The sequence below is a fragment of the Rhizobium sp. P2_G9 genome (genome assembly GCF_056403475.1).
This window is the reverse complement of sequence record NZ_JBFUFK010000014.1, coordinates 156,847-169,954: the sequence shown is the minus strand read 5'-3', so window position 1 is coordinate 169,954 and position 13,108 is coordinate 156,847. Positions and strand designations below refer to the sequence as shown.

The following is a 13,108-nucleotide window of genomic DNA, read 5'->3' as shown; positions in this document are numbered from 1 at the left end:
CGCAGATGATTGTCGGCTTGTCCGATCCGCTCACTCCTTGTGGTGGCCTCGGCGGCGCTCTCAAACGGTAGATATGGAGGTATCGCAGTGCTCTCGACCTTGCGCCGGCACTTCAGCATATTCCTTTCTGATGGCTTCTCCCTGCTCGCGTTCACTTCCCTGACCGCCCCGCTGCGGATCGCCAACGAGGTATTGGGCCACCGAGCGTATTCTTGGGAGATTGTCGCTCAACGGGGCTCGTCGGTTCACACGAGCTGTGGGCTGCGCCTCCTGGTCGACCGTGATATCGAGGCGGCGCGGAACACAAAGGCGCACGACCGTACGCGCTTTCTTGCACTTTTGCCTGGAGACAGACGAGAGCCATTTCCAGCACGTTTGATCGCGTGGGCAAGAGAGGCGTTGACGCGTGGGGGCTCTGTGGCCGGCATCGGCCGCGGCGCGCTCATGCTCGCGGAACACGGTTTCCTCGACGGTCGCCGTTGCGCAGTGCACTGGAGCATGTTCGGGTCGAGCGTCGAGAATTTCCCCGATGTGGTGTTCTCGAGGGCGTTTTTCGAGATCGACGGGCTCCTCCACACGTGCGCAGGCGAAGCGGCCTCGTTCGATCTAGTTCTCGAAATTATCAAACAGGACTTTGGCCAGGACCTGCGGGACTCGATCAATGAGATCGCCCTTCAAGGTCGGGTCCGCGGTCGAGCCGACCGACAGGCGATGGCGCTGCACATGCGTCTGGAGAGAATATCCTCGCCGCTGCTTCCGGTCGTGAAGCTCATGGAGCGGACGGTCGCCGATCCGTTGAGCATGAAGGAACTCGTCGCTTCCTCCGGGGTGACCCGCCGTCATCTTGAACGGCTCTTCCAACTTCAAATCGGAATGACCCCAAGCATATTCTATAGACAGCTCCGCATCGAACGTGCGCATTCCCTGTTGGAAAACTCCATGATCCCACTGATCGACGTCGCGGTTGCCTCCGGGTTTGTCAGCCATTCTCACTTCACCAAGGTCTACAAGGCTTTCATGGGATGCACGCCACAGGAGACTCGGACCGGTCGGAAGCGGGATGGTGGTTCCGTGGCTAGTTTTCGAGAACGGGCCCTTGCGATGTCCGCGGCCGCCTAGAGTGCGAACGTTATTTGCAATACCTAGGTCCACGGTATGACCAATATCCGCAATGGGCCAAGACGAGCCGAGACCTCAGGTCTCCGACGTGCCAACTGCGGTCATAGCGGATTGCGCGCGGTGACGATCCATGCCGACCGTCAATCATCACCGACCGCTCGCCGGGGTGGTCCGCGAAGGCGGCACGAACCGCAGCCGAGGCGCGGGCGCGTATGTCGTGGGGCTGATCAGCGAGCGCGCGGTAGCGGGCCGACCTCGAGCGCCATCTTCATCGCGTCGTCGATCGCCGTGTCCCGCGTCACGCCCTTGCCAAAGGGAACGCAAGCATCGAAGGGCTCGATTGCGATATCAGTGACGCCGGCCGCCGGATGCGGGAAATCCGCACGTCCGGTTTGATGAGCGGGGAAGGGAAACGGAGCGAGCCTCGCAAGGGGCCGGCCACCGCGCCCTTCCTCGACTCTACCGACGAGAATTCCCGAAATCCCGCCCGTTGGGCGGCCACTTCTCTAATCGGCGTGTTAAGGTCAAGCCCTTTTCAAGTTTCCACTTATGCGACGTTCAACGCCTCTTCGCGGCCCGTGCTTCTCTCCGGGATCGGCACACAGCCCTCCCATCATGGGGTCCAGTAGATGATGTGGTCCAATCTATGCTGCATCCTGATGAGGTTTCATCGGTATAAGCGCCGCCACGAACTCACATCACCATCGTCCGCGAAGGACGTCTTCCGCCGCCTGGCAGAACTTTGAATTCTTCTTCCCTTAGTCGCCTTGTTTGCCGAACTGGATTATGCCGCCGCCGGGGCGGTCTTCTCCTCCCGCGTCCAGCGGAATTCTGAGCCGTCCACCCACATTCGATGCATCACCACGGCAAGCCTGCGCGCCAATGCAACGGTGGCTTTCTTTCTGCCGTGCCGCTTGGCGATGTTCATCGCCCATGTTTTGAGCCAGCACCACTTCACCACACGCGTCAGCATCGTCTGTGCCGCCTCATACAGAAGCACACGCATCATGGCATCTCCGCAGAGAGAAACATGACCGACCCGGTTGCTTTCACCGGACTGGTTCAGCACAGGAGTAAGCCCCAGTACGGCTCCCACTGCCCGCGAATGGCGGAACCGGCTGGGAACGTCGATGGTCGAGACATAGGCAAGCGAGACAACCGGCCCAACCCCCGGAACCGTCATCAGCCGCCTGCAAATTTTATCATTCCTCGCCTCTTGGAGAACCTTCTTCTCCAGTTTGGCGAATTCTTCGCGCAGCTTGCGTCTCCCAGCGAGCAAAGGCTCCATAATTTCTGCCAGATCGGGGTCCGCCTCAACGAGTTCGCGAATTCTTTCTTCGAACTTGCCCCCTGAAACCTGGCCGACCTTCAATCCGAAATTGCGTAGCAGCCCGCGCATGTCGTTTTCGAAAGCTATCGCCTTTTCCTGCAACAGCGAGCGAGCCGTCAGCAAGGCGCGGCGCTTCTGGCTCGTAAGCGTCTTCACGTGTACGTCCTTGAAAAGGCCGACCCGCATCATGTGGGCAATGCCGCGTGCGTCGTTGCGGTCGCTCTTGTTCGTTTGCAGAGCCTTTAGGAACGCTTTTGTGTGACGTGTCTCGATACAGAATACCGGAAGGCCGGCCTTCGCCAGCCCTTCGAACAGCCATTGAGACATTGGTCCGGCTTCGAGGCCAACTCGTTCCAGACTAAACGCGGGATCACTCAGGATGGCGACCAGATCCTCCGGATGAGAGACTACCTTTCTCTCGCGGCAGATCTTTCCGTTTGCATCGACAATACAAACGCTTGTTTCTTTGACAGAGACGTCGAGGCCGGCGTAATGATTCATGGCTGCGCTTCACTTTCTGATGCTTGCGGCTGCTTCGTACAGACCGCGTTTTATCATCAGCTCGAAGTGCAGCGCTCTCCTTCCTTTCCGGTTGGCGAGGATGGGGCACGAAGCCGATTACCCCATCTATGCTGATTTCTCCGATACTCTTCATTTTCCCGGATCAGCCTTGCTCGTTGCACTGCGCGCCGGCCGGATCCGTCAGGCTTCGAGCGTTTTTCCGATCTTGTGAAACCGGTTCGTGCCGACGCACGCCTTCATGTCTTCGCGCCGAAACCAGATCGCGCGGCCGCAGCGAAGCGGCGGGTTCCCGGCCGTGAACACGATCTGCTCATCGGCGCGCATGCGCAGGACTTCATGGGGCTGGATCAGCGGTCTGGCTGCGAGTTGCTTCGACCGCGTCCGTGACGATCCCCTCGACTGGGAACTGCGGCTGACCTGGTCGATCTCCACCGTGGTCATGCCGCAGCGCTTCGAGATGTAGTCGGCGGTGTCCGGATCGTTGATCGCGGCGAAGGATATCCAGCTCGCGCTCTCGAACCATTTGCTCGACGCATCGCGGCCGCCGTAGGTTTCGCGCATCTGGCCGATCGACTGATAGATCATGGTGAGCGTGACGCCGTACTTGCGGCCTGCATCACGCGCGGTTTCCAGAATGCGCATGTAGCCGAGGCGTGCGACCTCATCGAGGAGGAAGAGCGCCGTACCCTTCACCGCGCCGTCGCGATTATAGATCGCGTTGAGAAACGAGCCGATGATCACCCGGGCGAGCCCGGAATGCGTCTCCAGCGTCTTCAGGTCGATGTTGATGAACACGTCGGTTTTGCCGTCCGCGAGCGCGTCGGTCGAGAAGGTCGATCCCGATACGAGCGCGGCGTAGTTGGTGTAGGATAGCCAGTGCGTTTCCTTGACCGCATTCGCGTACACGCCGGAGAAGGTTTCCGGTGTCATGTTGACGAAGGCGGCGACGTTTTCCTTCACGAAGTCCGAGTTCGAATTGTCGTAGATCTCCTGCAACCGCTCGCGCAGTTTCGGCTCGGGTTCGGCCAGATTGGAACGCACTTGACGCAAGGTCTGGTGCTCCTGGTCGGTGTGACCGGACAGGCAGACGTCGGCGATCAGCGCGGTCAACAGCTGCAAGGCCGATGCGCGGAAGAAGTCGTCGCGGACACCACGCGCACCGCCGCTATCGCTCATGATCCACGATGCGACCGAGGCGATATCCTCCTCCTTCGTCCCGCCGAAGCGACCGATCCAGTCGAGCGCGTTGAACCCCGTTTCCGGTTCCTTCGGATCGAGAATACGAATGAAGCGCGCAGCATTCTTGCGTTGTTTAAGCACCATCGGCGCCACCTCATTCGACGGATCGAGGACGACAAGGCCGCCGCCCCATTTGAGGGCCGTCGGAATTGTCACGGACGTCGTCTTGAAGCCGCCGGAACCGGCGAACACGATGCCGTGCGAGGATCCGAACGAACCGTCGAAGCACAGCAGCGGCCACTTGCCGCCGGCGCCCCAGGTCTCGGCGTTGTCGGCACGGAACGAGCGCGCTGCCGCGCTGTCTCTGTCGACCCGGTAGCGTTCGCCGATGACGATGCCACCGTTGTCGGGAAAGAGCTTTGCCGCGTCCTGCATCTTCATCCAATCGGCCTCACCGTGGAGCGCCCGTTGTCCCCGAATCCGTTTCGGTTCGGCCCGGGCGAAGGCGGCATTGCCGATCAGCGCGACGCGCAACGCGAAACATCCCGCCATCAGTGCCGCGGCCGCGCCGATCATCGTCGCGGGGTCGAGATAGGAGACGATGGACTTGCCCACCGGAACCCGCCCGGTGAAAGCGGCAAGACGTGTCGCCTCGCGCATCACCGCGATCATGATCGTCGCGATGCTTCCCGTGGCGGTGCCCCAGCCTGCGAACTTGATGTTCGTCGCGCCGGCGCTTGCGAACAGGAAGGTCACGCCGATCGCCGCGGCGGCGACATAGGGAGCGGCGATTCCAGCCCGGCCCAAGGCGAGCCTCGCGGCTTCCGTCTTGCCGAAGGTCGAAAGCCATTGCTCGACCCCGGCCATGCCGATGACGACCAACATCATGAGCACGACCGGGGCGACGGCGAGAGCAAACCTATTCGCCGTCATCGCTGAACGCCTCCGCCCCGATCGCGATCAATCGCGCCCGCTCGCCCTCGTCAGCCTTCAGCCGGGAGCTGAGTTCAATCAGCGCCCCGAGCAGGAGCGCGCGTTTCTCGTATCGCAAGCCTGCCTTGACGATCAGGCCGCCGAGCTCGATCTTCTCGCGAGTGTCCTTCTTGCGGGCATCGGATGTCGTCGTCCTCGCCATTCGCTCAAGCCTCGCCATTGCCGCTCTGAGCCGCGCCAGGCGGGACCGTCGCGGTCGAAGCGCCGGTACTGGCGGCCCCGTCGCCCTTCTTCCCTCCGGTCGAAACGCCCTGTCCTCCGCGAAACCGTGTCGCCAGATTCTCGAAGGCCGCCTGGAGCTCGCCTTCCTCGATCTCGATTTCGCCAAGGCCGGCCTTCAGTGCAATCCGACCAATCCGCTCGGCTTCGCGCGTTTCCGCAGCCTTGAGCTTTTCCTGGAGTCTGGCGATTTCGTCGCGGATCTTGGAGGAAGGCTTCTTCATTCCCGGTCGTCCTTTCATGCCGTTTCACAGTTTGAACGGCGTGAGATTCCACGAGATCGGCGTGCCGATCTACTAACAGAAATGCGAGTTGGCGGAGCCAACGCCTTTAAGCATGATCCCGGCCGTTCCGAAGGAGCGGCTTCCAAGGGCGCAATTATACGTCGCTGATGCGACGCTCTGCTTTTGTCCCCTGGCGGGGCCGCCGCCCTCGACGAATGCGTCGATTTCGTTTGCAATCGGGAGCTCAGACCGCCGTGGCCGTTCCTCATTTCTCCGTCAGTGTCGTTGCCCGCGGTTCCGGCCGCAGCGCCGTGCTGTCGGCGGCCTATCGGCACTGCGCCAAGATGGAATACGAGCGGGAAGCGCGAACGATCGATTACACTCGCAAGCTGGGCCTCCTGCATGAAGAGTTCGTCGTCCCAGCCAATGCACCTGAATGGCTGCGGGCGATGATCGCCGATCGCTCGGTTTCCGGTGCGTCGGAAGCGTTCTGGAATCGGGTCGAGGATTTCGAGAAGCGCTCCGATGCCCAGCTCGCCAAGGATGTGACGATTGCGCTGCCGATCGAACTGACGGCCGAGCAGAATATCGCGCTTGTTCGAGACTTCGTCGAACACCACATCACCGCGAAGGGCATGGTGGCCGATTGGGTCTATCATGATGCGCCGGGCAATCCGCACGTGCATCTGATGACGACGCTTCGGCCGCTCATCGAAGACGGGTTCGGCGCCAAGAAGGTCGCGGTTCTCGCGCCGGACGGCAATCCGATCCGCAACGACGTTGGCAAGATCGTCTATGAACTCTGGGCCGGAAGCCTCGACGACTTCAACGCGTTTCGCGACGGCTGGTTCGCCTGCCAGAACCGGCATCTGGCGATGGCCGATCTTGATATCCGGATCGATGGCCGATCCTTCGAAAAGCAGGGCATCGACGTTGAGCCGACGATCCATATCGGTGTCGGCGCAACGGCCATCGACCGTAAGGCGGAGCAGGCGGAAAAACAGTCATCGGCAGGCTCACCTAAGCTTGAGCGGATCGAGCTGCAGGAGGCACGACGAAGTGAGAACGCTCGTCGCATCCAGCGTCGGCCGGAAATCGTCCTCGACCTGATCACCCGTGAGAAAAGCGTCTTCGATGCGCGCGACGTGGCAAAAGCTCTGCATCGCTATGTCGACGATGCTGCCCTATTCCAGAGCTTAATGGCTCGCGTTCTGCAGAGCCCCGAGGCGCTGCGTCTCGAGCGCGAGAGGATCTCGTTTGCGACCGGGACCCAGGTGCCGGCGAAGTACACGACGCGTGAGCTGATCCGGCTGGAAGCGGAGATGGCAAACCGCGCAATCTGGCTTTCTGGGCGATCTTCCCATGGCGTTCGGGGGGCAGTGCTGGAGACGACGTTTGCGCGCCATTCTCGTTTGTCGCAGGAGCAGAGGACAGCGATCGAGCATGTGGCGGGACCCGAGCGGATCGCGGCCGTCATCGGTCGCGCCGGCGCGGGCAAGACGACGATGATGAAGGCAGCGCGCGAGGCGTGGGAAGCGGCTGGATATAGTGTCGTTGGGAGCGCGCTCGCCGGCAAGGCGGCGGAGGGACTGGAGAAGGAAGCGGGGATCGCATCGCGCACGCTTTCGTCCTGGGAGCTTCGCTGGAACCAAGGTCGAAACCAGCTCGACGCAAAGACCGTCTTCGTTCTCGACGAGGCGGGCATGGTGTCGTCGCGGCAGATGGCGCACCTGGTCGAGATGGTGACGAAGGCCGGCGCCAAGCTTGTCTTGGTCGGTGATCCGGAACAGCTTCAGCCGATCGAAGCGGGGGCGGCGTTCCGAGCGATTGCCGATCGCATCGGCTATGCCGAACTCGAAACCATCTATCGTCAGCGCGAGTAATGGATGCGCGACGCGTCGCTCGATCTTGCGCGCGGCAATGTCAGCAAGGCGGTCGATGCTTATCGTGCGAGTGGCCGGATAGTAGGCTCTGAACTAAAAGCTCAAGCCGTCGAAAACCTCGTCGCGGAATGGAACCGGGACTACGATCCGACCAAGACGACATTGATCCTCGCCCACCTCCGTCGTGATGTGCGCACGCTCAATGAGATGGCACGGGCCGAGCTCGTCGAGCGCCGCATCCTTGGCGAAGGATTCGCCTTCCGGACGGAGGACGGAGACCGCAATTTCGCGCCCGGCGACCAGATCGTATTCCTGAAGAACGAGGGCTCGCTGGGCGTCAAGAACGGCATGCTCGCCAAGGTCGTCGAAGCCGCTCAAGACCGCATTGTCGCAGAGATCGGCGAAGGCGAGCACCGCCGCCAGGTTACCGTCGAACAGCGTTTCTACAACAATCTTGACCATGGCTATGCCACCACGATCCATAAGAGCCAGGGCACCACTGTAGACAGGGTGAAGGTGCTCGCGTCCCTCTCCCTGGATCGCCATCTGACCTATGTGGCGATGACGCGTCATCGTGAGGATCTCCGCGTCTATTACGGCTCTCGATCCTTCGCTTTCGCTGGCGGCCTGATAAAGATCCTGTCGCGAAAGAATGCCAAGGAGACCACGCTCGATTACGAGAAGGGCAGCCTCTATCGCCAAGCGTTGCGGTTTGCAGAAGCGCGCGGCCTGCATCTCGTAAACGTGGCCCGAACCGTTGCCCGCGACCGGCTAGAATGGACGATCCGCCATAAGCAGAAACTGGCCGATCTTGCCGACCGGCTCCTCGCCATTGGCGCCAAACTCGGCTTCGCCAAAGCCCCCAAACCAACCCACTCGCAAAGCAGCAAGGAGACCAGGCCGATGGTTGCCGGTATCGCGACATTCCCGAAAACTGTCGAACAGGCGGTCGCCGACAAGCTCGAAGCAGACCCTGGTTTGAAGAAACAATGGGAGGACGTGTCGACCCGTTTCCATCTGGTCTATGCGCAGCCCGAAGCCGCTTTCAAATCAGTCAACGTCGACGCCATGCTGAAGGACGAGGCGGTCGCGAAAGACACGCTTGCGAAGATTTCCAGCCAGCCGGAAAGCTTTGGTCCGCTCAATGGGAAATCCGGCTTGCTCGCAAGTCGCGTCGAAAAGCATGACCGCGATCGCGCCGAGCGGAATGTTCCCGCGCTGGCCCAAAGCCTTGGCGACTATATGCGCCAGCGCAGCCTAGCAGAACAACGCTATCAGGCGGAGGAAGTGGCGGTCCGCCGCAAGGTGTCGATTGACATTCCGGCACTCCCTCCGAATGCGCGTCAGACACTCGAGCGCGTGCGCGACGCCATTGATCGCAACGACCTTCCGTCGGCACTCGAATTCGCGCTGGCCGACAAGATGGTGAAGGCGGAACTGGAGGGATTTGCCAAGGCGGTCGCTGAGCGTTTCGGTGAACGCACCTTCCTGCCCTTGGCCGCCAAGGACACCAATGGTGAAACCTTCAAGACGATTACTGCGGGCATGAGCCCCGGTCAGAAGGCAGAAGTCCAGTCGGCCTGGAGCCTGATGCGCGTGGTGCAGAAACTCAGTGCGCATGAGCGAACCGTCGAAGCCGTGAAACAGGCAGAGACGATGCGCCAGACCAAGGGTCAGGGACTGTCGCTGAAATGAACAAGCCTGACATGGAAATGGCGCCTGCGCGGCGGCCTCACACACCACTCCTTCCTGCCGTGGCGACGGTCACAGCAGTGCTTCTTGCTGCAATCGTGATGGCCGGGTTTGGCGGCTATCGGATCAACCTCACCCCGAGCGAACCGCTCGGTCTCTGGCGTATCGTCAAGCTCAATCGCCCACCTGCCGCTGGCGATGTCGTCTTCATTTGCCCGCCGCGGACGGCGGCCATGCAGGAGGCGCGCGGTCGCGGTTATCTGCGCTCCGGCCTTTGCCCGGGCGGCATCGCCCCGCTGATCAAGAAGGTGATCGCCATCGCCGGACAGCGCGTCGACATCGGCATAAGCGTCAGCATCGATGGACATCCAGTTCCTCGCTCCGATCTTCGGCATCGAGACGGATTGGGACGACCGTTGACGCCGTTCGGGGGCGGGATCGTGCCGGCGGGTCGCGTCTTCCTGCACTCGTCATTCGGGGGCTCCTACGATTCCCGCTATTTCGGTCCCGTCCCAGCCTCCGGCATTCTTGGTCTGGCACAACAGGTCCTGACCTATGCACCGTGATCAACTCGAACCAACGCTGCTGATCACCGCTGCGATCATTGCCGGGTCGGTCGGGTGGAGTGGTCACGTCCTACTGCTCCCCATCGCATTGGCGTTTCCAATTCTTTGGGCGCGAGCGCAAAGCAGATCTGTGGTGGCGCTCGTCTCTGCCGGGTATTTCCTGGCGGCATCGCGCGGTCTTCCACAAGGCGTCGCGGCTTTCTATGCGTCCGACCTATGGCCGGGCTTTGCTCTGTGGCTCTGCGCATCCCTAAGTTTTGTCACCGTGCATGCGATCCTTTGGACGAGGCATGCTCGCCTTCGTCCATTTCTCTATCTCATGGCGGCGGTGCTTATGGCGTTTCCGCCCCTCGGCATCACCGGCTGGGCGCATCCCGTGACGGCGGCCGGCGTGCTGTTTCCTGGATGGGGGTGGTGGGGACTGGTGGCAATGACAGCCGGCCTCATGGGCCTCGTAACCCGCATGTGGCCGGCTGTCGCCATCGCCTTCACGGGCTTTTGGCTTTGGTCCGCCGCGATCTGGACCGAGGCGCCTCTACCCGATGGCTGGCGCGGTGTCGATCTGGAACTCGGTGCATCTCTCGGACGTGACGCAAGCATTCAACACCACCGTGCCCTGATTGCCACCGTTAGAGACGATGCATCCGGCAGCATCAAAAATATCGTTCTCCCGGAAAGCGCTTTGGGCTTCTGGACACCGACCGTGCGCCGTCTTTGGCAACAGGAATTGAAGGGTAGCGAATTGACGGTCCTCGCTGGAGCCTCGGTCGTCCAGGCATCCGGCTACGACAACGTTCTTTTGACCATCACCGAGCACCGGAGCGATATCGTGTACCGGCAGCGGATGCCTGTTCCGGGTTCGATGTGGCAGCCGTGGCAGGTCTGGACGGGCGATAGTGGCGAAACCCACCCCCATTTCTTCGAAAACCCAGTGACCCAGGTCGCCGGGACGCGCATTGCGCCCTTGATATGCTACGAGCAACTGATCGTCTGGCCGATCCTTCAATCGATGACGCACGATCCGGACATCATCGTTGCCGTAGGCAACGATTGGTGGACTGCCGGCACGTCCGTCGTCGCAATTCAACGTGCCAGCTCTGAAGCCTGGGCGCGTCTCTTCGCCAAACCCCTCGTCATTTCCTTCAACAGCTGAGCTCTGGAGCCATCGATGCTGGACGCCATTTTGATCAAACAATGCGCGGATCCCTCCCTGAAACCCGCGATCGTCGAGCAATTCCTTGATGCGGTAGGAAATCCCGATCCACTCGCAATCACGGTGAAATCGGGGGGACGGTTGATCCTCGTTCCGAAAGCGACAACGACGGATCAGGCAATGGAGATCATCCGGCAGAGTGTGGGGCATGCAGTCGTTCGCGTGGGCCTCACGCAGTTTCCAGCTGGTGTCGGCGTGCAGGACGCATCGGAACTGAAAGCGGATATAGTCGAGCCCTGCGCGAACCTTCGCATGGGCACCACGATGTTCGCCAAGATCCTTCGGATCGTCGCCAAATGGTATGGAAACCCCAAGAGTGCGGACGTTTTCCCACAGATATTCGAGGACGCCGTTTATTCCTGGAAAACGGGCGAGTTCGAGGGAGAGAGCGTGTTTCAGGTTAAGGATCCGGGCAGTGCGGTAGTCGAGCAACCCAGCGGTGCCGTCCAGCGCGACGTGCCAACGACGGCCGATCAACCTGTTGAGCCAAGCGCGTCTTCTCAATCGAAGGTGCAAGACGCTGGCATCCGGATCGATCTTTCTCGGATCGGTGGCCAGCATTAGCGTTGGGTTGTCCTTCTATGCGGTCAAAATGCAGAAAATTAGTGCGATTCAAAAGCATGATATTAGTGTAACTCCCCAGAGGTTGGTCCGGGCCTTCAACCCTTACAATTTGTCAGGAGTGCGGTCCGAGCGAGGCTGACGTTGCTTTTAACTAGCCGTGGCGAAAATTAAAATTAGCCGGGCGTATACTTTAAATTGGCCGACGACTCGGTTAATGATAGCCGATGACAGACTCACCGCCACCGAAAAAGCTGATAGAACGAAAAGCCCGACCGATTGTTGAAACTGCGCTGGCTGACACACGCGTCGTGCTCATCGCCGGCCCGCGGCAAGCCGGAAAGACGACCCTTGCGCGACAGGTCTCTGGCTCCGATCGTCCATTTATCACCCTCGACGATCTCGGTACGCTTAATGCAGCAAGGACCGATCCGATCGGCTTTGTCCGAGGCATCAAACGGGCCGTGATCGACGAGGTGCAACGGGCGCCCGAATTGATATTGGCGATCAAGGAAAGCGTCGATCGCGATGATGAGCCTGGTCGGTTCTTGCTCACGGGCTCAGCCAATCTGGCCACCGTTCCTGCAATTGCAGACTCGCTCGCTGGTCGTATGGCTGTTGTCCCACTGTTGCCATTTGCCCAATCTGAGATCCGATCCACCCCGGGTCATCTGCTGGATCGGCTGTTTGCCGGAGAGGAGCCTTCTACAGGGGAGGACACGGTGGTTGGTGACGACCTGATAGCGACGGTGCTACAGGGCGGTTATCCAGAAGCTTTGCGCCGGCCGACGACCGACCGGCGGACCGCTTGGCTCGAAGACTATGTGGATTTGATCCTGGACCGCGATGTGCGCGACATCGCAAACATCGACCAGTTAGACAGGCTCCCACGGTTGCTGGATGTCCTTGCGGAGCACGCCGGACAATTGGTCAACTACAGCAGTTTCGGCGCAGCGCTTGGATTGTCGAACATTACAGCACAGAAATATGTTGCTATCCTTGAGCGCCTCTTTCTGATCAGGACACTTGTCCCCTGGTCCAACAACCGGTTGAGCCGGCTCGTCAAGACACCAAAGCTTCACTTCCTGGACTCGGGATTGCTTGCCACTTTGCGAGAGGATGAGGCAGATGCGTTGCGCGACAACAAGACCCGATTTGGCGCTCTGCTTGAAAGCTTCGTGGTTTCGGAACTGCTGAAGCTGGCATCCTGGTCAGGCCGGCGCTTATCTTTCTCGCACTACCGAACGAGAGACCAAGATGAAGTCGACGTCATCATCGAGGATCGGCGCGGCAGGATCGTTGGCATAGAAGTAAAGGCGTCAGCAACGGTGAAATCTGACGATTTTCGCGGGCTGCGCCAGCTACAAGACGCGGTCGGCGAGCGTTTCGTGCGTGGGCTCGTCTTACACGATCACGACAGAGTCACGCCATTTGGAGAAAAGCTCCAGGCAGCGCCGCTATCGCTACTGTGGACCATGTGAGCCCCGGGCCAGCGGCGTTCGGCGCCAAACTCTACCAACCAACTCAAATACATCCCTTCCTCTGCAATTCGATCCGACGTGTCCATATGACGCACATGTCATGAAGGCGGGTCTTCAGCCGAAAGC

At 60.5% G+C, this 13,108-nt stretch carries 9 protein-coding genes and 2 pseudogenes; 6 read left to right on the top strand and 5 right to left on the bottom strand.

The window, feature by feature from the left end; genetic code table 11:
- Window positions 1-87: 87 nt before the first annotated feature.
- A complete protein-coding gene (locus tag AC1DYF_RS14115) occupies window positions 88-1,119 on the top strand; it encodes a GlxA family transcriptional regulator (protein WP_477877349.1) in 1,032 nt (343 codons plus the stop codon).
- 101 nt (window positions 1,120-1,220) lie between these two features.
- Here AC1DYF_RS14115 and AC1DYF_RS14110 read toward each other — a convergent pair.
- From AC1DYF_RS14110 to traC, 5 genes and pseudogenes are all read right to left on the bottom strand, one after another.
- A pseudogene (locus tag AC1DYF_RS14110) lies at window positions 1,221-1,487 on the bottom strand (SAM-dependent methyltransferase); the annotation flags it as partial.
- 416 nt (window positions 1,488-1,903) lie between these two features.
- Entirely contained in the window at window positions 1,904-2,950 is a 1,047-nt protein-coding gene (locus AC1DYF_RS14105) for an IS110 family RNA-guided transposase (protein WP_477877348.1), read from the bottom strand.
- Between the two features lie 201 nt (window positions 2,951-3,151).
- Entirely contained in the window at window positions 3,152-5,083 is a 1,932-nt protein-coding gene (traG, locus tag AC1DYF_RS14100) for a Ti-type conjugative transfer system protein TraG (RefSeq protein ID WP_477877347.1), read from the bottom strand.
- A complete protein-coding gene (gene traD, locus AC1DYF_RS14095) occupies window positions 5,070-5,285 on the bottom strand; it encodes a type IV conjugative transfer system coupling protein TraD (protein ID WP_477877346.1) in 216 nt (71 codons plus the stop codon). The genes traG and traD overlap by 14 nt, the downstream gene beginning before the upstream one ends.
- Before the next feature lie 4 nt (window positions 5,286-5,289).
- Complete coding sequence (gene traC, locus AC1DYF_RS14090) at window positions 5,290-5,586, bottom strand: conjugal transfer protein TraC (protein ID WP_477877345.1); 297 nt, start codon at window positions 5,584-5,586, stop codon at window positions 5,290-5,292.
- A gap of 254 nt (window positions 5,587-5,840) precedes the next feature.
- Between traC and traA the strand changes: the two are divergent.
- The 5 genes and pseudogenes from traA (at window position 5,841) to AC1DYF_RS14065 (ending at window position 12,982) form a co-directional block, all read left to right on the top strand.
- Window positions 5,841-9,164, top strand: a pseudogene (gene traA / locus AC1DYF_RS14085) (Ti-type conjugative transfer relaxase TraA).
- Window positions 9,161-9,727 carry a conjugative transfer signal peptidase TraF gene (traF, locus tag AC1DYF_RS14080; protein WP_477877344.1) on the top strand — a complete coding sequence of 189 codons (567 nt, stop codon included), beginning with the start codon at window positions 9,161-9,163 and terminating at the stop codon, window positions 9,725-9,727. Before traA ends, traF begins: the two are co-directional and overlap by 4 nt.
- A complete protein-coding gene (locus tag AC1DYF_RS14075; RefSeq protein WP_477877343.1) occupies window positions 9,717-10,880 on the top strand; it encodes a conjugal transfer protein TraB in 1,164 nt (387 codons plus the stop codon). Before traF ends, AC1DYF_RS14075 begins: the two co-directional genes overlap by 11 nt.
- A 15-nt stretch (window positions 10,881-10,895) precedes the next feature.
- Window positions 10,896-11,504: a TraH family protein gene (locus AC1DYF_RS14070; protein WP_477877342.1), complete on the top strand. Its 609-nt coding sequence runs from the start codon at window positions 10,896-10,898 to the stop codon at window positions 11,502-11,504.
- A 224-nt stretch (window positions 11,505-11,728) separates the two neighbouring features.
- Window positions 11,729-12,982 carry an ATP-binding protein gene (locus AC1DYF_RS14065; RefSeq protein ID WP_477877341.1) on the top strand — a complete coding sequence of 418 codons (1,254 nt, stop codon included), beginning with the start codon at window positions 11,729-11,731 and terminating at the stop codon, window positions 12,980-12,982.
- The last annotated feature ends 126 nt before the right edge of the window (window positions 12,983-13,108 follow it).